Source organism: Pseudomonas sp. PDM14 (assembly GCF_014851905.1).
In the GTDB taxonomy this organism is placed as follows: domain Bacteria; phylum Pseudomonadota; class Gammaproteobacteria; order Pseudomonadales; family Pseudomonadaceae; genus Aquipseudomonas.
Genome location: NZ_JACVAQ010000002.1, coordinates 381,896 through 406,299 on the forward strand (window position 1 = coordinate 381,896; position 24,404 = coordinate 406,299).

At 63.9% G+C, this 24,404-nt stretch carries 20 protein-coding genes; all 20 read right to left on the minus strand.

What is annotated here, in order from left to right:
* Positions 1 to 3 precede the first annotated feature (3 nt).
* The 20 genes from kdpC to sdhC all read right to left on the minus strand — a co-directional run bounded on the left by kdpC (position 4) and on the right by sdhC (position 24,341).
* On the minus strand, positions 4 to 570 hold the full coding sequence (kdpC, locus tag IB229_RS14425; protein WP_192330111.1) for a potassium-transporting ATPase subunit KdpC: 567 nt from the start codon (positions 568 to 570) through the stop codon (positions 4 to 6).
* A 124-nt stretch (positions 571 to 694) separates the two neighbouring features.
* Positions 695 to 2,758, minus strand: a complete 2,064-nt coding sequence (gene kdpB, locus IB229_RS14430) for a potassium-transporting ATPase subunit KdpB (RefSeq protein WP_192330112.1) — start codon at positions 2,756 to 2,758, stop codon at positions 695 to 697.
* A 12-nt stretch (positions 2,759 to 2,770) separates the two neighbouring features.
* Positions 2,771 to 4,471, minus strand: coding sequence for a potassium-transporting ATPase subunit KdpA (gene kdpA, locus IB229_RS14435; RefSeq protein WP_192330113.1), 1,701 nt, complete (start codon positions 4,469 to 4,471; stop codon positions 2,771 to 2,773).
* Positions 4,472 to 4,480: 9 nt separating this feature from the next.
* A complete protein-coding gene (gene kdpF, locus IB229_RS14440) occupies positions 4,481 to 4,570 on the minus strand; it encodes a K(+)-transporting ATPase subunit F (protein ID WP_192330115.1) in 90 nt (29 codons plus the stop codon).
* A gap of 362 nt (positions 4,571 to 4,932) precedes the next feature.
* The gene (locus tag IB229_RS14445) at positions 4,933 to 6,495 is read right to left on the minus strand and encodes a YdgA family protein (RefSeq protein WP_192330117.1); all 1,563 of its coding nucleotides are present in this window, start codon (positions 6,493 to 6,495) and stop codon (positions 4,933 to 4,935) included.
* 207 nt (positions 6,496 to 6,702) lie between these two features.
* Positions 6,703 to 7,776: an AI-2E family transporter gene (locus tag IB229_RS14450; protein WP_192330119.1), complete on the minus strand. Its 1,074-nt coding sequence runs from the start codon at positions 7,774 to 7,776 to the stop codon at positions 6,703 to 6,705.
* A 144-nt stretch (positions 7,777 to 7,920) separates the two neighbouring features.
* A complete protein-coding gene (locus IB229_RS14455; protein WP_192330121.1) occupies positions 7,921 to 8,724 on the minus strand; it encodes a DUF4892 domain-containing protein in 804 nt (267 codons plus the stop codon).
* Positions 8,725 to 8,732: 8 nt separating this feature from the next.
* The gene (locus tag IB229_RS14460) at positions 8,733 to 9,392 is read right to left on the minus strand and encodes a glutathione S-transferase family protein (RefSeq protein WP_192330123.1); all 660 of its coding nucleotides are present in this window, start codon (positions 9,390 to 9,392) and stop codon (positions 8,733 to 8,735) included.
* Positions 9,393 to 9,443: 51 nt separating this feature from the next.
* Entirely contained in the window at positions 9,444 to 10,307 is an 864-nt protein-coding gene (locus tag IB229_RS14465; RefSeq protein ID WP_192330125.1) for an alpha/beta fold hydrolase, read from the minus strand.
* The gene (locus tag IB229_RS14470; RefSeq protein WP_192330127.1) at positions 10,304 to 11,110 is read right to left on the minus strand and encodes an alpha/beta fold hydrolase; all 807 of its coding nucleotides are present in this window, start codon (positions 11,108 to 11,110) and stop codon (positions 10,304 to 10,306) included. The genes IB229_RS14465 and IB229_RS14470 overlap by 4 nt, the downstream gene beginning before the upstream one ends.
* A gap of 158 nt (positions 11,111 to 11,268) precedes the next feature.
* Positions 11,269 to 12,582, minus strand: coding sequence for a branched-chain amino acid transport system II carrier protein (gene brnQ, locus IB229_RS14475; protein ID WP_192330129.1), 1,314 nt, complete (start codon positions 12,580 to 12,582; stop codon positions 11,269 to 11,271).
* Between the two features lie 415 nt (positions 12,583 to 12,997).
* Entirely contained in the window at positions 12,998 to 13,885 is an 888-nt protein-coding gene (gene sucD / locus IB229_RS14480) for a succinate--CoA ligase subunit alpha (RefSeq protein ID WP_192330131.1), read from the minus strand.
* The gene (sucC, locus tag IB229_RS14485; protein WP_192330133.1) at positions 13,885 to 15,051 is read right to left on the minus strand and encodes an ADP-forming succinate--CoA ligase subunit beta; all 1,167 of its coding nucleotides are present in this window, start codon (positions 15,049 to 15,051) and stop codon (positions 13,885 to 13,887) included. The genes sucD and sucC overlap by 1 nt, the downstream gene beginning before the upstream one ends.
* Positions 15,052 to 15,248: 197 nt before the next feature.
* Entirely contained in the window at positions 15,249 to 16,685 is a 1,437-nt protein-coding gene (gene lpdA, locus IB229_RS14490) for a dihydrolipoyl dehydrogenase (protein ID WP_192330135.1), read from the minus strand.
* A gap of 64 nt (positions 16,686 to 16,749) precedes the next feature.
* Positions 16,750 to 17,973: a 2-oxoglutarate dehydrogenase complex dihydrolipoyllysine-residue succinyltransferase gene (gene odhB / locus IB229_RS14495; RefSeq protein WP_192330137.1), complete on the minus strand. Its 1,224-nt coding sequence runs from the start codon at positions 17,971 to 17,973 to the stop codon at positions 16,750 to 16,752.
* A 42-nt stretch (positions 17,974 to 18,015) separates the two neighbouring features.
* Positions 18,016 to 20,847: a 2-oxoglutarate dehydrogenase E1 component gene (locus IB229_RS14500; RefSeq protein WP_192330139.1), complete on the minus strand. Its 2,832-nt coding sequence runs from the start codon at positions 20,845 to 20,847 to the stop codon at positions 18,016 to 18,018.
* A gap of 232 nt (positions 20,848 to 21,079) precedes the next feature.
* Positions 21,080 to 21,802, minus strand: a complete 723-nt coding sequence (locus IB229_RS14505) for a succinate dehydrogenase iron-sulfur subunit (RefSeq protein ID WP_192330141.1) — start codon at positions 21,800 to 21,802, stop codon at positions 21,080 to 21,082.
* An 11-nt stretch (positions 21,803 to 21,813) separates the two neighbouring features.
* Entirely contained in the window at positions 21,814 to 23,589 is a 1,776-nt protein-coding gene (sdhA, locus tag IB229_RS14510; protein WP_192330143.1) for a succinate dehydrogenase flavoprotein subunit, read from the minus strand.
* Between the two features lie 3 nt (positions 23,590 to 23,592).
* A complete protein-coding gene (sdhD, locus tag IB229_RS14515; protein WP_192330145.1) occupies positions 23,593 to 23,961 on the minus strand; it encodes a succinate dehydrogenase, hydrophobic membrane anchor protein in 369 nt (122 codons plus the stop codon).
* Positions 23,955 to 24,341 carry a succinate dehydrogenase, cytochrome b556 subunit gene (sdhC, locus tag IB229_RS14520; RefSeq protein WP_192330147.1) on the minus strand — a complete coding sequence of 129 codons (387 nt, stop codon included), beginning with the start codon at positions 24,339 to 24,341 and terminating at the stop codon, positions 23,955 to 23,957. Before sdhC ends, sdhD begins: the two co-directional genes overlap by 7 nt.
* Between the last annotated feature and the right edge of the window lie 63 nt (positions 24,342 to 24,404).

A 24,404-nucleotide genomic window follows, 5' to 3' on the forward strand; every position in this document is an offset into this window, starting at 1 on the left:
CGGTCACTCGGTCGGGGCGGGTTGGCGATTGTCGGCCAGGGCCATGTTCAGCGCCAGTACGTTGACCACCGCGGGGCCGATCAGGGGCTGCTGCACATGCTGTTGCAGCAGGCGTTCCAATTGCTCCGCGGGAATACCGCGAGCCGCGGCGATCCGCGCGATCTGGTAGCGCGCCGCCGCTGGCGACAGGTGCGGGTCGAGGCCGCTGGCGGAGGTGGTCACCAGTTGCATCGGCACGTCGCCCTGCCCGGCCACGGCCAGGCGCTCGGCTTCGGCGGCAATGCGCATGGCCAGCGCCGGGTTGCTCGGCGCCAGGTTGCTCGCACCGCTGGCCACCGTGGCGAGACCGGCGGCCGAGGGCCGTGGCTGGAACCATTCGGCACCCTCGAAGTTCTGCGCCAGCAGCGCGCTGCCGCGCAGCTCGCCGCTGGCATCGCGCACCAGGCTGCCGTTGGCCTGCTCGGGGAACGCCACCTGGGCGATGCCGGTGACGGTCAGCGGGTAGATCACCCCGGTAATCAGGGTCATGAACGCCAGCACACTCAGGGCTGGGCGGATGTGTTTGAGCATGATCAATTCCTCAACAGTTGAAATACAACGCAGCGCCACCGGGTGATTCCCCTTTGGGCCAGCGCAAGCGCTGTTCAGCGATAAAGCCTCTGTCCCGTCTGCGCGGGCGGCCCCAGACAGGCCGTTACACCAGGCCCAGCGCCACCAGCAGCAGGTCGATCAGCTTGATGCCGACAAAGGGCGCCAGCAGGCCGCCGAGGCCGTAGATCAGCAGGTTGCGGCGCAGCAGGCTGGCGGCATCCGTGGCCTGCACGCGCACGCCACGCAGGGCCAGGGGAATCAGCGCGACGATGATCAGGGCGTTGAACACGATGGCCGAGAGGATCGCGCTCTGCGGGCTGTGCAGCTGCATCAGGTTGAGCACGCCGAGCTGCGGGTAGATGCCGGCGAACAGCGCGGGCAGGATGGCGAAGTACTTGGCCACGTCGTTGGCCACCGAGAAGGTGGTCAGGGCGCCACGGGTCACCAACAGCTCCTTGCCCACCTGCACCACGTCGAGCAGCTTGGTCGGGTCGGAGTCGAGGTCGACCAGGTTGGCGGCCTCGCGGGCAGCCTGGGTACCGTCGTTCATCGCCAGGCCGACATCGGTCTGGGCCAGCGCCGGCGCGTCGTTGGCGCCATCTCCGCACATGGCGACCATCTTGCCTTCGGCCTGCTCGCTGCGAATGCGCTGCAGCTTCTTCTCCGGCGTGGCCTCGGCGATCACGTCATCGACCCCCGCTTCGGCGGCGATGGCGGCGGCGGTCAGCGGGTTGTCGCCGGTGACCATCACCGTGCGAATACCCATCTGCCGCAGCTCGGCGAAGCGCTCGCGGATACCCGGTTTGACCACGTCCTTGAGGTGAATGGCGCCGAGCAAGCGGTCGCCGCCGGCCACCAGCAACGGCGTGCCACCGCTCTGGGCGATCTTCTCCACCTCGCGTGCCAGTGGCGCCGGCATCTCGTCGCGGCTCAGGCCCAGGTAAAGCAGCACTGCATCCACCGCGCCCTTGCGGTAGCTGACGCCGGCCCAGTCGACACCGGACAGCCGCGTTTCGGCGCTGAACGGGATCGCCTTGAGCTCGCTGCGCGGCGGCTCGATCAGGGTGTTCAGCGCGCGCAGGTACTCGACGATCGACTTGCCCTCCGCCGTGTCGTCGGCCAGCGAAGCCAGCAGCGCGGCGTCACTGAGTTCCTTGCCGCTCACGCCCGGCGCCTTGCACAGTGCACTGCAACGGCGGTTGCCGAAGGTGATGGTGCCGGTCTTGTCCAGCAACAGCACATGCACGTCCCCTGCCGCTTCCACCGCACGGCCGGACTTGGCGATGACGTTGAGGCGCACCAGGCGGTCCATGCCGGCGATGCCGATGGCCGAGAGCAGCCCGCCGATGGTGGTCGGGATCAGCGTCACCAGTAGCGCCACCAGGTACACCAGCGGCAGGTCGCCGCCGGCAAAACGGGCGAACGGCTGCAGCGTCGCCACCACCAGCAGGAAGATCAGGGTCAGGCCGATCAGCAGGATGTCCAGCGCCACTTCGTTCGGCGTCTTCTGCCGCTTGGCGCCTTCGACCAGGGCGATCATCCGGTCCAGGGTCGACTCGCCCGGGTTGGCGGTGATCTGCACCAGCAGCCAGTCGGACACCACGCGGGTATTGCCGGTGACGGCCGAGCGGTCGCCGCCGGATTCGCGGATCACCGGCGCCGACTCGCCGGTGATCGCCGCTTCGTTGACCGCGGCGATCCCGGCGATCACCTCGCCGTCACCAGGGATCAGTTCGCCGGCCTCGACACGCACGATGTCGCCGCGGCGCAGGCTGCTCGCCGGCACGGTTTCGTACTGTTGCGCGGCGGTCTGCCGACGCGCGCCGAGACCCTGGCTGCCAGCCTTGAGGCTGTCGGCGCGGGCCTTGCCGCGGCCTTCGGCCAGCGCTTCGGCAAAGTTGGCGAAGAGCACGGTGAACCACAGCCACAGGGCGATCTGCACCGCCAGGCCAGTGGACACCGCAGGGTTGGGCACGAAGCACAGCAGCGTGGTGACCAACGCGGTCAGCTCGACCACGAACATCACCGGCGAGCGCAGCAGCTGGCGCGGGTCGAGCTTGACGAAGGCTTGCAGCAGCGCGGGCTTCCACAGGGCCGCCAGGCTGGTACGCGGTTGCGTCTTGGTGCTGCCGGTGGCCGGCAGCTGGGTTTGAGTTCGGGCGTTCATCATGGTTCTCCCTTAGAGGCCCTGGAACATGGCGAGGTGTTCGGCAAGCGGGCCCAGGGCCAGCGCCGGAAAGAACGTCAGGCCGCCGACCAGGAGGATGGTCAGGGTCAGCAGGGTGACGAACAGCGGGCCGTGGGTGGGGAAGCTGTTGCTACCCAGTGGCGCGCTCTTCTTCGCCGCCAGGCTGCCGGCGATGGCGAGGATCGGCAGGATGTAGCCGAAGCGGCCGATGAGCATGGCCAGGCCGAGCATCAGGTTGTGGTACGGCGTGTTGCTGCTGAAGCCGCCGAACGCCGATCCGTTGTTGGCCGCACCGGAGGTGTAGCCATAGAGCAGCTGGCTGAAGCCATGCGCACCGGGGTTGCTGACCGACGCCGCCGGGCCCGGCAAGCTGGCCGCCAGGGCGCCGAGTACCAGCACGCCAACCGGCATCACCAGCAGCGTGGCGACCAGCAGGCGCACTTCGCGGGCCTCGAGTTTCTTGCCTAGGTACTCCGGCGTGCGGCCGATCATCAGCCCGGCGAGGAACACCGCGATCAGCACGAACAGCAGCATGCCGTAGAGCCCCGCACCGACGCCGCCGAAGACCACCTCGCCCAGCATCATGTTGAACATCGGCACCAGGCCGCCGAGCGCGCTGAAGCTGTCGTGCATGGCATTGACCGAACCGTTCGACGCCGCCGTCGTGGTCACCGCCCACAGCGCCGAGGCCGCGATGCCGAAGCGGCTCTCCTTGCCTTCCAGCGACCCGCCCTGCTCGATCGGCAACGCGGCCAGCGCCGGGGTGACCTGATGCTCGGCCCACAGCGTCACGCCCAGGCCGATGACGAACAGGATCAGCATGCTGGCGAGGATCGCACGGCTCTGGCGCAGGTCCTTGACGTAGTGGCCGAAAGTGAACACCAGCGCCGCCGGGATCAGGATGATCGACGCCAGCTCGAACAGGTTGCTCCACGCCGTGGGGTTCTCGAACGGGTGCGCCGAGTTGACGCCGAAGAAGCCGCCACCGTTGGTGCCGAGCTGCTTGATGGCGATCTGGCTGGCCGCAGGACCCAGCGGAATCACCTGGTCGGCACCCTGCAGGGTCAGGGCATGGGCGTAGTCGCTAAAGGTCTGCGGCACGCCGAACCAGACCAGCAGCAGCGCCAGCACCAGGCAGAACGGCAACAGTCCGTAGAGGATGGCGCGGGTCAGGTCGATCCAGAAGTTGCCCAGGTCGTGGGTCGAGCGTCGGGCGATGCCGCGGCACAGCACCACCAGCACCGCAAGGCCGACCGCCGGGCTGACGAAATTCTGCACGCCGAGGCCGACCATCTGGCTGAAATAGCTCAGCGAGGCTTCGCCGCTGTAGGCCTGCCAGTTGGTGTTGGTAACGAAGCTCACCGCGGTGTTGAACGCCAGGGTCCACTCCAGGCCCGGTAAGCCTTGCGGGTTGAGCGGCAAGGCGCCCTGCAGCATGAGGATGGCGAACAACACCAGCAGGCTGGCCAGGGTGAAGGACAGCAGTGCCAGGGCGTAGCCTTTCCAGTCCTGCTCGGCATCGGCATCGACGCCGGCGACGCGGTAGCACAGCCGCTCGACCGGACCAAGCAATGGCGTCAGCAGGGTCTTCTGCCCTTCCATGGCGCGGAACAGGTAGCGCCCGAGAAACGGTGCCGGCAGCAGCACCAGCACGAAGAAGGCCAGCAGCAGTGCGTAATCTTGAACCTGCATGCGGCCTCCCTAGCTGCGATCGGCGCGCAGCAGCGCCACCAGCAGATAAATGAAAAGTCCCGAGGCCAGGCCCAGGGACACCCCGTCGAGAATGCTCATGTGTGATGCTCCGTGAGGCGGTCGCTACCGCTGTGCGGTCATTCTCGGCAGGCAGGGCGTAAAGGAACGAGACACGCAGGAGCGACGCGGCATAAAGAAGGCGTAAAGAAGCGCGGCCACTGCATTACAACGGGCGGGAGGGGCAGTGACTGGACAGCGGCCCCGCCACTCCGGAGAAACGAGCGCGCGAAGGAAGGACGCAGTGTTGAAGATGTACAGAAGGCGGCAGCGTCATCGGCCGGGCCGCACCGACAACTGATTGAGCGCCCCATCCATAGCGCTTGAACGCACAACGGCCGACCACCCCGCGGGTGCGGAGTGGTCGGCCGTTGATCGTGCCTGGCGCCAGCGGCGCCTGCTTCTTACTGCAGCTCGACGCTGTCCTCGGACAGGCCTTCGAGGTCCAGCTCCGGCTCGGCGCCAGCTTCATCGGCGGCACCACCGCCCATACCGCCGGCCATCGCCATGACCATGCCGACGAACTCTTCGACGGTCATCTTCTGGCCGTTGAAGTCGACCTGATTGTTGGCGTATTGCAGGCTGGAGACGATGTCGTTGCCTTCCAGTCTGGCCAGCTGGGTGGACAGCGCCATGCCACTGGCCATCTCGGTCATCATCGACGCCTGCTGGGCAATCGCTTCCTGGTCGGCCTGGCCGTCGAAGGCCGCCTGCACGCTGACCACGTCACTGATCATCGGCTTGGACACCACCAGCCTGGCGCTCAGCTGGCCGATCAGTTGCTGGGCCAACAGCGGTGCCGGCAATTCCAGCGACTCCGGCTTGTTGAAGTCCACCGCCAGGGCGAAATGGCTCTCGCCATTGGCGGTCTTGAACGACAGTTTCTCCAGGGCCAGTTGCGGCTTGGCGGCCAGCAACTGGTTCACGTCGGCCAGCAGCTGGGCCTTCTCCGCGTCATTCAACTCCGGCACTGCAGCGGCGTCGTCATCGTTGGCCGCCTGCAGCGACTGCAGCTTGCTCTCGTAGAGTCTGGCCAGTGACTGGGTGGCCGGAATGTCCAGGTTCTTCAGGCCCCAGATCATCTGCGCGCCGCCGATGTCCTTGCCGTTGTAGCTGATCATGCCGATGTCGTAGACGACGCGGCCGGCCAGGTTGCTGCCGGTTTCTTCCAGGGTGTCGCTCTGGCTGAAATCCTTGAACAGCAGCGGCAGGCGCTCGCCAACTTTGACTTCGGCGCTGGCCAGTTTCACATCGTTGCGGCCCAGGTAGAAACCCGAGGTGCCCTTGAAGCGGTCGCTGTCCAGGCTCAGGCCGCGCAGCTCCATCAGCACCGGCTCCTGGTTTTCCGCGTTGACCGACAGCACCAGGCTGTCCATGTTGCCGCCGATGCGGATCTTCTCGGCCTCGGCGCTGGCGTCCACGTCGAGGATCAGGCCGGAAAAGGTCAGCTTGCTCGACTCATCGAGGGCGACGTCCAGCGGCAGCAGTTCGACGGTGCCGCTGGTGGCGCGGTCGTAGCCGAGGCTGACTTGGCCTTTGAGCGGGGACTCGCCCTTGCTCGCGGCAAACCATTTTTCGGTGAAGGCATTGGGCTGCAGCGCGTAATTGCTGGTGGCCATTACCGGCATCAGTTTGCCGGCCTTGAGGCGCGACAGCGGCAGCGGGCCGTGCTCGATATGGTCGACGAAAAGCAGTTCGACGTTCCTGTACTCGTCGCCGAAGGTGGCACTGTCGGCCTTCAGGCGGTAGTGCGCGGTGCTGGTGAAGAGGCTCTTCTCCAGCGAGACCAGTTCCAGGGTGACGCTGCCGTCGAAGCCGACCAGCGCGGTTTTCATTTGCTGATTGGCCTGCTCGACGGACGTGCGCAGCACGCCATCCAGTTGCTCGCCGGTGTACCACGCCCCAGCGGTACTCAGCGCCCCGACCGCCACGATGAGGCCTACAGCGATTCCTGCTGATTTTTTCATGAGTCTGTCCGTTGTATGTAGGTGTTGGTTGTCTTCCCTGCCCCCGTGACGGGCCCGACTCACGCCTGGCAGACCAGGTCGTCACGCGCCCCGCAAGGTGCGAGTGGGCCTGTGGTTAAGGGCGTCAGCTCGCACGGCGAAGCGGCCGTGGAAAAGCCGCGCAAGGTTATCACCGGCACTGCCGGCCACCAATGCGCGGCGTGGTGCCTATGGCTCGCGCCGCTGGTTCTCGATCGATTCTGTGACCAGGGGCGCACCGCGCACCCAGTCACCGAGCAGGCTGTAGGCCACCGCCAGCAGCGTCGGGCCGAGGAACAGGCCGATGAAGCCGAACGCGAGGATGCCGCCGAACACGCCGAGCAGTACCACCACCAGCGGCAGGTTGCCACCACGGCTGATCAGGTACGGCTTGAGCACATTGTCCACGCCGCTGATGATGAAGGTGCCCCAGATGCCGAGGAAGATGGCGAATCCGTACTCGCCCTGGCTGACCAGCCAGGCCGTGGCCGGCACCCAGACCAGCGGCGGCCCCATGGGAATCAGGCTGAGGATGAAGGTGACGATGCCGAGTACCAGAGCGCCCGGCACACCGGCGATCCAGAAGCCGATCAGCGCCAGCAGGCCTTGCGCCGCTGCCGTGCCGATCACCCCGTTGACCACCCGTTGCACGGTGCCGGCGACCAGTTGCAGGTAGTGTTCGGCGCGCACGCCGATCAGGCGCTCCAGCAGGCTCTCGGCGAAGGCCGCCAGGCGCGGACCGTCGCGGTAGAAGAAGAACACCAGGATCAGGCTGAGCACCAGTTCGAGCATGCCGCCGCCGATCTGCGCGCTGCGTGCCAGCAGCCAGTTGCCGACTTGGCCGAGGTACGGGCGCAGGCTGGCGAACAGCTCCGAACCTTCGCGACCGACCTGCTCCCACAGCGCCACCAGACGCTCGCCCACCAGCGGCAGGCTGCCCAGCCAGCTCGGCGGCGACGGCAGGCCGTCGACCTGCACATCCTTGAACAGCGTGGTGGCGTCGCGCACGTGATCGGCCAGGTTGAAGCCCAGCCACACCAGCGGCACTGCCACCAGCACCATCCAGGCCAGGGTCAGCAGCGCCGCGGCAGCGGATTCGCGGCCCTTCAGCCAGCGCGTCAAAAGGCGCATCAGCGGCCAGCTGGCGAAGGCCAGGACCGCAGCCCAGAACAGCGCGGAGAAGAACGGCGCCAGCACCCAGAAGCAGGCCCCGAGAAGCGCCAACAGAAGAATCTGCACCAACAGCCGGTCGTTGTTCAGCATCAGAGGAATTCCAGAAGATCAGCGGTAGAGGGTCGCAGATAGTCGCAGCGGCTGCTGGAAAACCGCTCACCGGCACAGCGCGCTGCAGAATAGCGGAGGCAGCTTACGCCAGCACGGTGACGGTTTCGCAGAAACCTGACGACCTCAACGCAGCTTGGTCAGGCGCAGGCCCGCCCCGCTTTCCTCGCCCAGTTGCAGGCGGTTGTCGCGCACGCGCTGGCTGAGCAGCAGGTCGCGCCAAGCCGCCGCACCTTCGCCGCTCAGGCTCACGCGCAACGTGCTGTCGAGCTTGAGCGTGCGCAGCAGCAGCGCGCTCCAGGCCTCGTCCGGGGTCGCCGGCAAGTGTGGCAGGGCCAGCTCGCCTTCGCTCTGCAGCTGACGCAGCAAGGTGGCGGCGGTCGGCAGCACGGCAGTCAGCGGTGCGCTGGCGTCGAGCTGCTCGACGTGCAGGTAGGAGCGGCGGTTGCCGCGGGTGATGCCGTACAGCGCGACGAGGCTGTCCTGCTGCGGTTCGGCCAGGCGCAACAGCAGGTAGATCTGCCGTTCCTCCGGGCCATACAGCTTGGCGTTGTCGAAGATGTTGTTGGCCCACAGGCTGCTCGAGCCGCACTCGCGGCCCTCGCACCAGTAGAGCAATTGTGCGCCGCCCTGCTGCAGGGTCTTGCGCGCATTCAGCGCCGCCTCGACAGGCGAATGCTGTTCGGCCATGCGGTAGGTTGGCGCGCGCAGGCGGCCTTCCACCAGGACCGACTCGTTGAGGCGCACCTGGCCGCTGATGCGCTGCACCGGCTCCTGCGGATAGCGGCGCTCCAGGCTGGCGACGTCACGGTAATCGACGATTTCGGCGTGGGCCGGGCGCGGCAGGACATCGAGGTCCCGAGGGTCCGGCGTGGCGGCGATGGCCGCGCTGCCGGTGAGCATGAGCAGGCAAACGAAAAGAGAGCGCATCCGGTTCCTCAGCGGGTCAGCATGTCTTGCGCGGTTTTCACCACGCGACTGTCTTCGGCACGCGGCGGAATCTGCAACCCGCGCTGCACAGCCGGGCGTGCGGCGATCTGGCCCATCCAGCGCTGCAGATGTGCCAGCCCGTCGACCGAGACCCCGGCCCATTCGTGAATGCGCACCCAGGGATAGGTGGCGATGTCGGCAATGCTGTAGGCGTCGGCCAGGTACTCGGCCTCACCCAGACGAGCGTCGAGCACTTCGTAGAGGCGCCGGGTTTCATTCTGGTAGCGGCTGATCGCACCGGGCAGTTTTTCCGGGAAATAGCGGAAGAACACATTGGCCTGCCCCTGCATCGGGCCGACCCCGCCCATCTGGAACATCAGCCACTGCAGCACGCGTGAACGGCCTTTTACGTCGGTTGGCATCAACTGGCCGGTCTTCTCGGCGAGGTAGATGAGGATCGCGCCGGACTCGAACACGGCGAAGTCGTCGTTCTCGCGATCGACGATGGCCGGGATACGTCCGTTGGGGTTGATGCGCAGGAATTCGGCGGTCTTCTGCTCCTGCTTGTCGAACGACAGGGCATGGACCTGATACGCCAGGCCCAACTCCTCCAGGGCGATGGACGCCTTGTGGCCGTTGGGCGTGGCGGCGGTGTAAAGATCGATCATGACGGACTCCTTACAAGGGTCCGCCCAGCCTCGGCAGTTGGCGGGGGCAAGTCAAGCCGTGGCGAAGAATCGATTGAAACAGTCTGCGACGAGCGTTGCGCCCGCCTCGTCGTTGAGGTGCAGGTGATGACCGCCGGGCTGCCGGTGCACCTCGAACGTGGTGCCTTCGAGGATGCGGGCGATACGCGGCTCGACGGCAGCATGGCCCTGCTCCGCCAGCACCAGGCAGGTCGGGCAGCGCACGCTTCTGACGAACTGCTCGGCGTGGGCCAGGGTCAGGCGCATCAGCGAGGGCAGCGTCAGGCGGATGTCGGTGCGCCAGGTGTAACCACCGGGCACCGGCTCCAGACCACGCTGGGCAAGGAACTCCGCCGCCTCGCGACTGACCGCGACCACACCCTTCATGCGCACCTCCACCGCGCGCTCGATATCGGCGTACACCGGCTTCTGCTTGTGGTGCAGGGCCAGACGCGCACGCAGCGCATCGCCCAGGCGTTGCGGCGCGCTGTCCGCCTCGCCGGTGTAAGGGATCAGCCCATCAATCAGCGCCAGGCGCTCGATGCGCTCGGGCATCGACGCCGCCAGCAGCACGGAGATGATTGCGCCCAGCGAATGGCCGAGCAGCGAAAAGCGCTGCCAGCCCATCTGGTCGGCCACGCGGATCACGTCCTCGGCGTACTCCCACATGCTGTAACTGGAGCCCGCCGCGTAATGCCCGGAATGGCCGTGGCCGGGGAAATCCAGGGCGACGATGCGCAGCCCCTGGAGCTTCGGCGCCAGGCGCGCGTAGGTCATGGCGTTATCCAGCCAGCCATGCAGGGCGATCACCGGAATACCGTCCTCGGGGCCGAATACATGCGCCGCCAGTTCGACGTGGGGCAGGCTGAAACGGACTTCCTCGACGCTGAAACTCATGCGGAATGCTCCTGATGGCGGCCCTGCCAGCGGCCGAACAGCGCCTTGAGCAGTTGCGCGGTGTCCTGTGGTCGCTCCAGCGGGAACATGTGCCCGCCCGGCAGCGTCAGGTACTCGCCCTTCGGTGCGCGGCTGACCAGCCGCGCATGATGCGGCAGCACCACACGGCTATGCCGACCGCGGATCACCGCCAGCGGCACCTGCAACTGCTGCGGGCGACCGGGGCTGATGTGCGGCACGCTGCGGTAAATGTCGATTTCCGTGGCCGGGTCGAAACGCAGGCGCAAGCCCTGCCCTTCACTGCGCAGGCCATGCTGCACGTAGGCGTCCAGGCAATCGGGATCGAAGCGGCTGAACAGGCTCTTGCCGGCGAAGTAGTCGCGCGCCTCGGCAAGGTCGGCGAACGCCTCGCGGCGGCCGATGGTGCGTCCGGCCGGGGTGATCCGGTCGATGAAGCCGAAACGCTTGGCCGCACGAATCACCATGCGGTCGACACCGGTCAGTAGCGGCGAGTCGAGCAACGCCACGCCGCGGTACAGCTCCGGGCGGCGCAAGGCGGCATGGTAGTGCAGCACGCCACCGAGCGAATGTCCCACACCCCACACCGGTTCGGCGCCCCGCTCCAGGTGCAGGATCAGCTCGTCGACCAGGTTGTTCCAGTTGTCATCCACCGGAAAGCGCGGGTCGTGACCGTGCTGCTCCAGGTGCTGGACCTGGTAGTCCGGGGCCAGCGCGGCAAACAGCTTGCCGTAGGTGGCGGAGGGAAAACCGTTGGCGTGGGCGAAGAAGATCGATTGCGACATGGCGGACGGACTGCGGAAGAATTCCCGCAGATTGTCCGGCACACCCGCGCAGGCGGCAATCGGTAGAAGGCGCCAGATGTGCCAAAGATCAGGCGCAGCGCGCCAAAAGGCGCGCTGCAGAGCGTTCGGGCCGCCTTTGCACGGCCCCGGAAGCGAGCTCAGACGGGCTGAGTGCCCGGCTCGCCGCGCAGGCGATCGAAGATCGCCGCCGCCAGCAGTGTCACTGCTACAGGTAGCAGCCAGCCAAGTCCCTGGGCGGCAAGTGGCAGGTTGGCGAAAAGGCTCGGCACCAGAGCCTTGAAACCTGCGGCATTGAATGCATCCGCGAGGCCGAAGATCAGCGTCACGGCCATGGTCGGCACGAACACCCGCGGTGCCGAACACCACAGACTGCTCAACAGACTCAGCGCAACCAGGACGATAGCCAGCGGGTAAAGCCCGACCAGTACCGGCACCGACACACTGATCAATTGGGTCAGCCCCTGGTTAGACACCACCAGGCTGAACAGACCGAAGACCAGCACCACCGTGCGATAGGAAACCGGCAGCATTTTGCTGAAGTATTCCCCGCAGGCGGTCAGCAGCCCAACTGCTGTGGTCAGGCAGGCCAGGGTAATGACAACGGCCAGGAGCAGGCTGCCATAGATACCGAACGTGTGCTGCACGTAGTGGATAAGTATCTGCACGCCATTCAACGCGTCGCCGGCGATGCCCTGGCTGGTCGCACCGAGGTAGAACAGCGCCAGGTAGACCACCGACAGCCCCGTGGCGGCAATGAGCCCCGCCACTACCGAATAGCGGGTGATCAGGCGACGATCACTGACGCCGCGATCCTTGATGGCAGTGGCAATGACGATGCCGAATACCAGCGCGCCCAGGGTATCCATGGTCAGGTAACCCTCCAGGAAGCCCTTGACGAACGGATTGGCCTGGTAGGCCTCGGTACTCTGGCCGATCTCGCCAGCCGGCGACATCAGCGCAGCCCCACCCAGCACCAGCAGCGCCGCGAGCAGCACCGGGGTCAGGAACTTGCCGATGCTGTCCACCAGCTTGCCCGGATTCAGGGCCAGGAACAGCACGGCGGCGAAATAGGCGACGCTGTATATCAGTAGCGCGCTCGATTCGTGGCCGGAGAACGGTGCCACTCCCATCTCGAAAGACACCGTGGCAGTGCGAGGAGTAGCGAACAGCGGACCGATGGCCAGGTATACGGCCACAGCCAGCAGCGTGCCGGCACGTCGACCGAGAGGAGCGGTCAGCTCGTTCATGCCTCCGCCGACACGCGCCAGCGCAACCACGGTAAGCAGTGGCAGGCCGACACCGGTGATGAGGAAGCCGAAGGCGGCAGACCAGACATGCTCCCCGGCAGCCATGCCCGCGCCGGGCGGAAAAATGATGTTACCGGCGCCGAGAAACAGGGCGAAGGTCATGAAGCCCAATGCCAGAAGGTCGAGGCTTTTCAAACGAGTCATAGCAGGGAGTACCACAGACAGGAATTCATGGAGAAATGCAGGGTTGGCGCTGGCTTGGGAAACGCCACCGAACCGTTGCGGCGCGGCGATCCGAGACCGGGCCAGGACTCTTGTGAAGCCGGGCAGCAAAATCGTTGCAAGCCTAACGAATTTTCTCGTCGACCGCGGCAGTCCACGGTCGGGCTGTCGAACAGTGACAACAATCTGTCGCCTCGCGAAAAATTTCCATTTCACCGCAAACCCTGCGCCTAGCACCTAACGCCATGCTATTGCAGATGTGCTGGGCGCACCGTCTCGCCAGGGTCATTGAATCCGCCCGATGGCTCGGACCTAACCTACGCCATACGCAGCATCCGGCAAGGACATGGCAATAAAAAAGGCCACCCGAAGGTGGCCTTTTTAGATCAAGTCAGCCTCAGGCTTTCTTGACTTCCCAACCGGTCAGCTCGGCCAGGGCCTTGCCGATGTCGGCCAGCGAACGCACGGTTTTCACACCCGCGTCCTGCAGGGCAGCGAACTTCTCGTCCGCAGTGCCTTTACCACCAGAGATGATGGCGCCGGCGTGGCCCATGCGCTTGCCGGGCGGCGCGGTGACACCAGCGATGTAGGACACCACCGGCTTGGTCACGTTGGCCTTGATGTAGGCAGCAGCTTCTTCTTCAGCGGAACCGCCGATCTCACCGATCATGACGATCGCTTCGGTCTTCGGGTCTTCCTGGAACAGCTTCAGGATGTCGATGAAGTTGGAGCCCGGGATCGGGTCACCACCGATGCCGACGCAGGTGGACTGACCGAAACCGGCGTCAGTGGTCTGCTTGACAGCTTCGTAGGTCAGGGTGCCGGAACGCGACACGATGCCTACTTTGCCTGGCAGGTGGATGTGGCCTGGCATGATGCCGATCTTGCACTCGCCGGGAGTGATCACGCCTGGGCAGTTCGGGCCGATCAGGGTAACACCCAGCTCGTCGCACTTGACCTTGGCTTCCAGCATGTCGATGGTCGCGATGCCTTCGGTGATGCAGACGATCAGCTTGATGCCGCCGAACGCTGCTTCCAGGATCGAGTCCTTGCAGAACGGAGCCGGAACGTAGATCACCGAAGCGGTAGCGCCGGTGGTCTCAACGGCTTCCTTGACGGTGTTGAACACCGGCAGGCCCAGGTGAGTGGTGCCGCCCTTGCCCGGCGTTACGCCGCCAACCATCTTGGTGCCGTAGGCGATGGCTTGTTCGGAGTGGAAAGTACCTTGCGAGCCGGTGAAGCCCTGGCAGATGACTTTGGTGTCTTTATTGATCAGGACGCTCATTACTTGCCCTCCGCAGCTTTGACGACTTGCTCAGCAGCGTCGGTCAGGCTGGTTGCCGCGATGATGTTCAGGCCGCTTTCGGCCAGGACCTTGGCACCCAGTTCGGCGTTGTTACCTTCCAGACGAACCACGACCGGAATCTTCACGCCGACTTCTTTCACCGCGCCGATGATGCCTTCGGCAATCATGTCGCAGCGAACGATGCCGCCGAAGATGTTGACCAGTACGGCCGCGACGTTGCTGTCGGACAGGATGATCTTGAAGGCTTCGGTCACGCGCTCTTTGGTAGCACCACCACCTACGTCGAGGAAGTTGGCTGGCTTGCCGCCGTGCAGGTTGACGATGTCCATGGTACCCATGGCCAGGCCGGCACCGTTGACCATGCAGCCGATGTTGCCTTCCAGGGCTACGTAGTTCAGTTCGAACTTGGCAGCGTGGGCTTCACGCGGATCGTCCTGCGACGGGTCATGCATGGCGCGCAGCTTGGGCTGGCGGTACATGGCGTTGCTGTCGATGTTGATCTTGGCGTCCAGGCAGTGCAGGTTGCCGTCTTTCTTGATGACCAGCGGGTTCACTTCCAGCAGTGCCAGGTCGTAGTCCTGGAACAGTTTGGCCAGGCCAACGAAGATGTGAGTGAACTGCTTGATCTGGTCGCCCTTCAGGCCCAGCTGGAAAGCCAGGTCGCGGCCCTGGTACGGCTGAGCGCCGACCAGCGGATCGATAGTGGCCTTGAGGATCTTCTCGGGAGTGTCGTGCGCGACTTTCTCGATGTCCACGCCACCTTCGGTGGACGCCATGAACACGATGCGACGGCTGGAACGGTCGACGACGGCGCCGAGGTACAGTTCCTGATCGATGTCGGTGCAGGATTCAACCAGGATCTTGGTGACCGGCTGACCGTTGGCGTCTGTCTGGTAAGTCACCAGACGCTTGCCCAGCCAGTTGGCGGCGAACGCCTTGGCGTCTTCCTTGCTCTTGACCAGTTTTACACCGCCAGCCTTGCCGCGACCGCCAGCGTGCACCTGGGCTTTGACGACCCACTCAGTGCCACCGATCTTGTCGCAAGCTTCTGCCGCTTCTTCCGGGGTGTCTACAGCAAAGCCTTTGGAAACAGGCAGGCCGTATTCAGCGAACAGCTGCTTACCCTGATACTCGTGAAGATTCATGCTTATCTACCGTTCTTCGTTTAGGTATTGCGCATTCGGTGCTGCGCTCGCGGCGCCGCACCACCTGTGACTGCTCTGGTTAGCAGTCCCGGCGCACATTCCTGCGTTTGCCAGAGGCTGACGCGGGCCGTGCACCGTGGTTGTTCCTGCGGAGAGATGCCCCAAGCCTCTGGGGCACCGTTCTTTTCTATCGAGCCTTAGCGCTTCTTGCGGTTGGCGATGTGGATGGCGTGGCCATTCACCGCCAGCGCTGCTTCGTGCAGGGCTTCGGACAGGGTCGGGTGCGAGAACACCATCATGCCCAGGTCTTCGGCGCTGGTGCCGAACTCCATGCCGATGGCGCCCTGCTGGACCAGTTCCGCAGCGCTTGGGCCAATCACGTGGACGCCCAGGACGCGGTCGGTCTTGGCATCGGCGATGACCTTGACGAAACCGGCGGTGTCATTGGCCGCCATGGCGCGACCGCTGGCAGCGAACGGGAAGGTACCGACGTTGATTTCAACGCCTTCGGCCTTCAGGCTCTGCTCGGTCTTGCCGACCCAGGCGATTTCCGGGTGGGTGTAGATCACGGACGGGATCAGGTCGTAGTTCATCTGGGCCTTGTGGCCGGCGATGCGCTCGGCAACCACGATGCCCTCTTCCGAGGCCTTGTGCGCGAGCATCGCGCCACGGACCACGTCGCCGATGGCGTAAACGCCCGGCACGCTGGTTTCGCAGTAGTCATCGACGAAGATGAAGCCACGCTCGTCCAGGTTCACGCCGCTATCGGCAGCCAGCAACTCGGTGGTCACCGGGCGACGGCCGACAGCCACGATCAGCTTGTCGAACACCTGCTTCTGCTCGCCCTGGGCGTCGGTGAAAGTCACAGTCACCTGCTTCTTCTTCACTTCGCTGCCGGTGACGCGTGCGCCCAGGCGAATGTTCAGACCCTGCTTGGTGAGGACCTTCATGGCTTCCTTGGAAACCTGGTCGTCGGCAGCCGGGAGGAACTTGTCCAGGGCTTCCAGTACGGTGACTTCAGCACCCAGGCGAGCCCAGACGGAGCCCAGCTCGAGGCCGATCACGCCAGCACCGATGACGCCCAGCTTCTTCGGCACGGCCTGGAATTCCAGGGCGCCGGTGGAGTCGACGATGACGTCCTGGTCCACCGGAGCCGGCGGGATGTCGACCGGGCGCGAGCCCGAGGCGAGGATCACGTTGCCGGCTTCGACGATCTGGGTCTTGCCGTCCAGACCGGTGACTTCGACTTTCTTGCCGGACAGCAGCTTGCCGTGGCCTTCCAGCAGGGTCACACCGTTGGACTTGAACAGGCCGGCGACGCCGCCAGTCAGGTTCTTGATGATGGTGTTCTTGCGCGCAACCATGGCCGGTACGTCCATGGTGACGCCCTTGGCTTCGATGCCATGGATTTTGAAGCCTTCGTGGGCCTCATGGTACTTGTAGGAGCTGTCCAGCAGTGCCTTGGACGGGATGCAACCCACGTTCAGGCAGGTACCGCCCAGGGCGACCTTGCCGTCCTTGTCCAGGTACTTCTCGATGCAGGCGGTCTTCAGACCAAGTTGCGCGGCCTTGATAGCGGCTACGTAGCCCCCTGGGCCCGCGCCAATCACTACCACGTCGAATTTCTGGGTCATAACTCGTTCCTTTTCGGATAAAACCGGGCGGCCCCTCGTGAGGACCGCCGCGCGCACAGCGTGATCAGATGTCCAGCAGCAGACGAGCCGGGTCTTCCAGCAGGTTCTTGATGGTCACCAGGAAGCTCACGGCTTCCTTGCCGTCGATCAGACGGTGATCGTAGGACAGCGCCAGGTACATCATCGGGCGGATGACGACCTGACCGTTGACGGCCATCGGGCGCTGAAGGATGTTGTGCATGCCGAGGATTGCGGCTTGCGGCGGGTTGACGATCGGGGTCGACATCATCGAGCCGAAGGTGCCGCCGTTGGTGATGGTGAAGGTGCCACCCGTCATCTCGTCGATCGACAGCTTGCCGTCACGCGCCTTCTTGCCGAAGGTGGCGATGCCGCCTTCGACTTCGGCCAGGCTCATCAGCTCGGCATTGCGCAGAACCGGGACCACCAGGCCGCGGTCGCTGGATACGGCAACGCCGATGTCCTGGTAACCGTGGTAGACGATATCGGTGCCGTCGATCGAGGCGTTGACCGCCGGGAAGCGCTTCAGCGCCTCGACGGACGCCTTGACGAAGAACGACATGAAGCCCAGGCGCACGCCGTTGTGGGTCTTCTCGAACAGGTCCTTGTACTTCGAACGCAGGGCCATGACTTCGGTCATGTCGACTTCGTTGAAGGTGGTCAGCATGGCCATGTTCGACTGGGCTTCGACCAGACGCTTGGCCACGGTGGCGCGTACACGGGTCATCGGCACGCGCTTCTCGGTGCGATCCCCCCCGGCGAACACCGGAGCCTCGGCAGCCGGAGCGGCCGGCTTGGCAGCAGCGGCCGGCGCAGCTTTCTTGGCAGCAACGGCAGCGACAGCGTCTTCCTTGGTCACACGACCACCTTTGCCGGTGCCGGTGATGCTGTTCGGGTCGATACCACCCTCTTCCGCGATTTTGCGCGCAGCAGGCGACAGGATCGCGTCGTCATCGCCAGCAGCAGCCGGAGCGGCGGCGGCAGGTGCGGCAGCCGGCGCAGCGGCAGCGGCCGGAGCAGCAGCGGCGGCACCTGGCGCACCGAGTTTGCCCAGCAGTTCGCCGGACAGGACGGTGTCGCCTTCGTTCTTGACGATCTCGGCGAGGACGCCGTCAGCTTCGGCAAGCACTTCCATCACGACCTTGTCGGTTTCGATGTCGACGATCAGCTCATCGCGCTTGACGGCATCACCCGGCTTCTTGTGCCAGGTTGCGACGGTACCGTCGGCAACCGATTCGGGGAAAGTCGGGGCTTTGATCTCGATAGCCATTGTCTGTGGTTCCTTAAATTCGGTTTCTTCTGGTCGAAGGCGTTAAACAGTAAAGGCGTCTTGCAGCAGTTTTTCCTGCTGTTCGGCGTGCAACGAGGCATAACCGCATGCCGGCGCGGCGGATGCATCGCGGCCTGCGTACTCGAGGAACAACGCCTTCTTGTGCGCCGAAGCGACACGTCGCATGTGGTGCTGGCTGCAGTACCAGGCGCCCTGGTTCATCGGCTCTTCCTGACACCAGACGATGTGCTTGAGGTTCTTGTACGGCGCCAGGGCTTCGGCCAGGTCCTCTTCCGGGAACGGATAGAGCTGCTCGATGCGCACGATGGCGATGTCCTCGCGACCTTCGGCACGGCGCTTGGCGAGCAGGTCGTAGTAGACCTTGCCACTGCACAGTACGACGCGTTCGACTTTCTTCGGATCGATCTGATCGATTTCACCGATGACGGTCTGGAACGAACCTTCAGCCAGATCTTCCAGGGTCGAGATGGCCAATGGATGCCGCAGCAGGGACTTCGGCGTCAATACGACCAATGGTTTACGCAGCGGGCGAATGACCTGGCGACGCAGCAGGTGATAGATCTGCGCCGGGGTGGTCGGCACCGCCACCTGCATGTTGTGCTCGGCGCACAGTTGCAGGTAACGCTCCAGACGCGCAGAGCTGTGCTCCGGGCCCTGCCCTTCATAACCGTGCGGCAGCAGCATGGTCAGGCCGCACAGACGACCCCACTTGTGCTCACCGCTGGAGATGAACTGGTCGAACACTACCTGGGCACCGTTGGCGAAGTCGCCGAACTGGGCCTCCCAGATCACCAGTGCGTTCGGCACAGTGGTCGAGTAGCCGTACTCGAAAGCCAGTACCGCTTCCTCGGAAAGGAAGGAGTCGTACAGGTCGAACTTCGGTTGGCCCTTGTACAGGTTCTGCAACGGCAGGTAGGTGGTCGCGTCCTTCTGGTTGTGCAGCGCCGCATGGCGGTGCGAGAAGGTACCGCGGCCAACGTCCTGACCGGTGATACGCACCGGGTGGCCTTCGAACAGCAGTGTGGCGTAAGCCAGGTTCTCGGCGTAGCCCCAGTTGATCGGCATGGCACCGGCGGTCATCTTGACCCGGTCTTCCAGCACCTTGGCCACCTGGCGCTGGAGCACCAGACCTTCAGGAAACTCCAGCAGTTTGCCGGCCAGATCCTGCAGGGTCTTGAGCTCGAAGCGGGTGTCGTGACGCGCGGTCCAGGCATGGCCCAGGTACGGACGCCAGTCGACGAACAGCTCCTTGTTCGGCTCCTTGACCAGGCTTTTTACCACGTGCTGACCGTTGTCCAGCGCGTTGCGGTACTCGTCGATCTTGGCCTGGATGCGTTCGTTGTCGAGACGACCGGACTGCATCAGGTTTTCCGCGTACAGCTCACGGGTGGTGCGCTGTTTGGCGATTTGCTGATACATCAGCGGCTGCGTGCCACTTGGCTCGTCGGCCTCGTTGTGACCGCGGCGGCGGTAGCAGACCAGGTCGATGACTACGTCACGCTTGAACTGCATGCGGTAGTCGACGGCCAGCTGGGTAACGAACAACACGGCTTCCGGGTCGTCGCCATTCACATGGAAGATCGGCGCCTGGATCATCTTCGCCACGTCGGTGCAGTACTCGGTGGAGCGCGAGTCTTCCGGACGGCTGGTGGTGAAACCCACCTGGTTGTTGATGACGATGTGGATGGTGCCGCCAGTCTTGTAGCCGCGGGTCTGCGACATCTGGAAGGTTTCCATGACCACACCCTGGCCAGCGAATGCAGCGTCGCCATGCAGGGAGATCGGCAGAACCTTGTCGCCGGTCGGGTCGTTGCGCCGATCCTGACGGGCACGCACGGAACCTTCGACCACCGGAGAGACGATCTCCAGGTGAGACGGGTTGAACGCCAGCGCCAGGTGAACTTCGCCGCCAGTGGTCATCACGTTGGACGAGAAGCCCTGGTGGTATTTGACGTCGCCGGAGCTCAGGCCCTCGACCTTCTTGCCTTCGAATTCGTCGAAGAGGTCGCGCGGGTTCTTGCCGAAGGTGTTGACCAGTACGTTCAGACGACCACGGTGGGCCATGCCGATGACGATTTCCTGGGTGCCGTAGGCGCCGGAGCGCTGAATGATTTCATCCAGCAGCGGAATCAGGCTCTCGCCCCCTTCCAGACCAAAGCGTTTGGTGCCTGGGTACTTGGTGCCCAGGTATTTTTCCAGACCTTCGGCGGCGGTGAGACGCTCGAGCAGGTGGCTCTGCACTTCGGCGGAGAACGCCGGGCGGCCACGCACGCTTTCCAGACGCTGCTGGAACCACTTGCGCTGCTCGGAATCGACGATATGGGTGAATTCGGCGCCAATGGTGCGGCAATATGTCTGCTGCAGCGCTTCGTGAATTTCCCGTAGAGTCGCCTCTTCCTTGCCGATGTAAAGCTCACCGGTACGGAAAGTGGTATCGAGATCGGCGTTGGTCAGACCGTAATGGTTGATCGCCAGGTCAGCCGGAGCCGGACGCTGCCACAGACCCAACGGGTCGAGCGTCGCAGCCTGGTGGCCACGCATGCGGTATGCCTGGATCAGACGCAGGACTTCCACCTGCTTCTTCTCGTGCTCACTGCTCACGCTCCCGGCGGACACCGGTTGAGCACGACGCTGGTTCTTGGCCAGCAGCACGAAATGATCGCGGACGGTGGAGTGCGAAACGTCGGTGGCGGAATTCCCGTCAGCCGGCAGTTTCTGAAAATAGGTGCGCCACTCTTCTGGCACAGCGTTGGGATCGTGCAGGTAGAGCTCATAGAGCTCTTCCACATAGGCAGCGTTACCACCGGATAGGTGGGCACTGTCCCACATGCGCTGCATCACGCTTTCTTGCATGCTTGGTCACCCTCGGTAAGGGGACACCACCGGCGTGGAGGCCGTATTGAGGCTCAAAGTCCTGAAGCAGCGACTGGTAAGCCACTACGGATCCCGCAGATAGTCCGGGCACCAGCCCGGATGCCCCTGCTGGTCGTCATTTCTTTTCAAGTAAGAGCCAAAGCTTTGTGAGCGACGGCTCGAGTTTTACTGCGACACCGGAGTTACGCCGATGTCGCAGGTGCAACGTAAATCAGGTACCGCTTTGCAGCAGCATGTTCCGCACGTGGCCGATTGCCTTGGTCGGGTTCAGACCCTTCGGGCAGACGTTCACGCAGTTCATGATGCCGCGGCAACGGAACACACTGAACGGATCGTCCAGCGAGGCCAGGCGCTCGGCAGTCTTGGTGTCACGGCTGTCGGCCAGGAAACGGTAGGCTTGCAGCAGTGCAGCAGGACCGAGGAACTTGTCAGGGTTCCACCAGAAGGACGGGCAGCTGGTGGAGCAGCAGGCGCACAGGATGCACTCGTACAGACCGTCCAGCTTCTCGCGCTCTTCCGGAGTCTGCAGACGCTCGATCGCCGGGGCAGGCGTGTCGTTCTGCAGGAAAGGCTGCACCTTCTCGTACTGCTTGTAGAAGATGCTCATATCGACAACCAAGTCACGAATGACCGGCAGGCCTGGCAGCGGGCGAATCACCAGCTTGTTGCCCTTGACCACGGTGGAGATCGGCGTGACACAGGCCAGGCCGTTCTTGCCACTGATGTTCATGCCATCGGAACCGCATACGCCTTCACGGCAGGAACGACGGTAGGAGAAACCCTCGTCCTGTTCCTTGATCAGGGCCAGTACGTCCAGCACCATCAGGTCTTTGCCGTCGATGGTGACGTCGAAGTCCTGCATGAACGGCGCAGCATCCTGTTCCGGGTTGTAGCGATAAACGCTGACTTTCAAAGTTTTGGCTAGCGACGACATATCAGCCACCCTTAATAAGTACGAATCTTAGGTTCAAACGCCGGAACGGTCTTCGGCGCGAAGTTGACAGCACGCTTGGAAACACGCTTCTCGCCTGGGAAGTACAGGGAGTGGCACAGCCAATCGGTGTCATCACGATCTTCGTAGTCTTCGCGAGCATGCGCACCACGGGACTCGGTACGAGTATCCGCCGCGATCGCAGTAGCCTCGGCCACTTCGAGCAGGTTCTGCAGCTCCAGCGCTTCGATACGCGCGGTGTTGAAGGCCTGGCTCTTGTCGGCAATCTTGACGGTAGCGATACGCTCGCGCAGATCGGCCAGTTGGGCGATGCCCTTCTTCATGTATTCGCCGGTACGGAATACGCCGAAGTAGTTCTGCATGCAGGCCTGCAGCTCTTTACGCAGCGGAGCCACGTCTTCGCCGCTGCTGCGCTCGTTGACGCCGGACAGACGCTTGAGCGACAGCTCGATGTCGGTTTCGCTGGCACCACGGACTTCCACGCCTTCTTTCAGCGCTTTTTCCAGGTGCAGGCCAGCGGCGCGGCCGAATACCACCAGGTCGAGCAGCGAGTTGCCGCCCAGACGGTTGGCACCGTGCACCGATACGCAGGCTACTTCACCTACGGCGAACAGACCGTCGATGATCTTGTCATTGCCGTTGGCGTCCTGGGTGATGGCCTGGCCATGAATGTTGGTGGCAACGCCGCCCATCATGTAGTGGCAGGTCGGGATCACTGGAACCGGCGCGAGGACCGGGTCGACGTGAGCGAAGGTCTTGGACAGTTCACAGATGCCTGGCAGGCGACTGTGCAGTACTTCTTCGCCGAGGTGGTCGAGCTTCAGCAGCACGTGGTCCTTGTCCGGGCCACAGCCGTTGCCGGCGATCACTTCCTTGACCATGGACCGCGCAACGACGTCGCGGCCGGCCAGGTCTTTGGCGTTCGGCGCGTAACGCTCCATGAAGCGCTCGCCATGGGCGTTGATCAGGTAACCACCCTCACCACGGCAACCTTCTGTGACCAGTACACCCGCGCCAGCGATGCCGGTCGGGTGGAACTGCCACATCTCGATGTCCTGCACCGGCACGCCGGCACGCAGGGCCATGCCCACGCCGTCGCCGGTATTGATCAGGGCGTTGGTGGTCGAGGAGTAAATGCGACCGGCACCGCCGGTGGCCAGAACCACGGCCTTGGAGCGGATGTAGACGGTTTCACCGGTTTCGATGCAGATGGCGATGACGCCGACTACCGCGCCGTCCTGGTTCTTCACCAGGTCCACGGCGTACCACTCGTTGAGGAACGAAGTGCCGGCCTTCAGGTTGGCCTGGTACAGGGTGTGCAGCAGTGCGTGACCGGTACGGTCGGCAGCGGCGCAGGTACGGGCAGCCTGGACGGACGGATTATCCGGGCCCTTGGACTGACCACCGAACGGACGCTGGTAGATACGGCCTTGTTCGGTACGGGAGAACGGCAGGCCCATGTGTTCGAGTTCGAACACGGCCTCCGGGCCAACGGAACACATGTATTCGATCGCGTCCTGGTCGCCGATGTAGTCGGAACCCTTGACGGTGTCGTACATGTGCCAGCGCCAATCGTCGTTCGGGTCGGCCGACGCAATGGCGCAGGTAATGCCGCCCTGGGCGGATACGGTGTGCGAACGGGTCGGGAAGACCTTGGTTACTACAGCAGTCTTGTGGCCGCCCTGGGCCAGTTGCAGCGCGGCACGCATGCCGGCGCCACCACCACCAACGATGATGGCGTCATAGGAGAGAGTACGAATGCTAGCCATGGATCAGACACCCCAGAGAATCTGTACGCCCCAGACGAAGTACGCAAACATCGCGATACCGCAGACAGCCTGGAACAGGAAACGCACGACAGTCGCCCACTTGCCCAGCGCCATCGGCGTCAGGTAGTCGGTGGAAATGGTCCACATGCCGACCCAGGCGTGTACGCCGAGGGCCACCAGGGCCAGCAGACTGAAGATACGCATCGCTGTGTGAGCGAACAGAGCGTGCCATTCGGCGTAGCCGAGGCCCGGGTTCACCACGAGGAAGCCGATCAGGAAAATGAAATACGCCGCGAGAACGACCGCAGACACACGCTGAGCCATCCAGTCATAGAGGCCCGAACGCGAGAAGTTCGTAACGTTGGTTACCATATCCACACCCCCGCCAGTACGATCACGACCGCAGAAACGGCGATGACGATTTTCGAGCCCAGTTTGCCGCCTTCCAGCGACTCACCGACTCCCGAGTCCATGACGAGGTGGCGGATACCTGCCACCAGGTGATACAGCAGTGCGGACAACAGACCCCAAACGATCAACTTGGCCAGAGGGCTGGTCAGGCATGCTTTAACGTCTGCAAAGCCTTCCTCGGACGCCAGCGACTTGTCGAGCGCGAACAGCAGCACGGCAAGACCGACAAAGAGGATGACACCGGAAATGCGGTGCAGAATGGACGTATAAGCGGTGATCGGGAGTTTGATTGTCCTGAGATCTAGGTTTACAGGTCGTTGGCTATTCACGGCTTTTTTCACACTAGAGGCCCCTAACAAACAGGGCAAGTTGTCGGGAAGTGCACTGGTCAGGTACCCCTCACC

Coding starts and splice junctions, on each gene's coding strand:
- kdpC (WP_192330111.1), bottom strand. CDS start 570: ATGCTCAAACACATCCGCCCAGCCCTGAGTGTGCTGGCGTTCATGACC.
- kdpB (WP_192330112.1), bottom strand. CDS start 2,758: ATGAACGCCCGAACTCAAACCCAGCTGCCGGCCACCGGCAGCACCAAG.
- kdpA (WP_192330113.1), bottom strand. CDS start 4,471: ATGCAGGTTCAAGATTACGCACTGCTGCTGGCCTTCTTCGTGCTGGTG.
- kdpF (WP_192330115.1), bottom strand. CDS start 4,570: ATGAGCATTCTCGACGGGGTGTCCCTGGGCCTGGCCTCGGGACTTTTC.
- IB229_RS14445 (WP_192330117.1), bottom strand. CDS start 6,495: ATGAAAAAATCAGCAGGAATCGCTGTAGGCCTCATCGTGGCGGTCGGG.
- IB229_RS14450 (WP_192330119.1), bottom strand. CDS start 7,776: ATGCTGAACAACGACCGGCTGTTGGTGCAGATTCTTCTGTTGGCGCTT.
- IB229_RS14455 (WP_192330121.1), bottom strand. CDS start 8,724: ATGCGCTCTCTTTTCGTTTGCCTGCTCATGCTCACCGGCAGCGCGGCC.
- IB229_RS14460 (WP_192330123.1), bottom strand. CDS start 9,392: ATGATCGATCTTTACACCGCCGCCACGCCCAACGGCCACAAGGCGTCC.
- IB229_RS14465 (WP_192330125.1), bottom strand. CDS start 10,307: ATGAGTTTCAGCGTCGAGGAAGTCCGTTTCAGCCTGCCCCACGTCGAA.
- IB229_RS14470 (WP_192330127.1), bottom strand. CDS start 11,110: ATGTCGCAATCGATCTTCTTCGCCCACGCCAACGGTTTTCCCTCCGCC.
- brnQ (WP_192330129.1), bottom strand. CDS start 12,582: ATGACTCGTTTGAAAAGCCTCGACCTTCTGGCATTGGGCTTCATGACC.
- sucD (WP_192330131.1), bottom strand. CDS start 13,885: ATGAGCGTCCTGATCAATAAAGACACCAAAGTCATCTGCCAGGGCTTC.
- sucC (WP_192330133.1), bottom strand. CDS start 15,051: ATGAATCTTCACGAGTATCAGGGTAAGCAGCTGTTCGCTGAATACGGC.
- lpdA (WP_192330135.1), bottom strand. CDS start 16,685: ATGACCCAGAAATTCGACGTGGTAGTGATTGGCGCGGGCCCAGGGGGC.
- odhB (WP_192330137.1), bottom strand. CDS start 17,973: ATGGCTATCGAGATCAAAGCCCCGACTTTCCCCGAATCGGTTGCCGAC.
- IB229_RS14500 (WP_192330139.1), bottom strand. CDS start 20,847: ATGCAAGAAAGCGTGATGCAGCGCATGTGGGACAGTGCCCACCTATCC.
- IB229_RS14505 (WP_192330141.1), bottom strand. CDS start 21,802: ATGTCGTCGCTAGCCAAAACTTTGAAAGTCAGCGTTTATCGCTACAAC.
- sdhA (WP_192330143.1), bottom strand. CDS start 23,589: ATGGCTAGCATTCGTACTCTCTCCTATGACGCCATCATCGTTGGTGGT.
- sdhD (WP_192330145.1), bottom strand. CDS start 23,961: ATGGTAACCAACGTTACGAACTTCTCGCGTTCGGGCCTCTATGACTGG.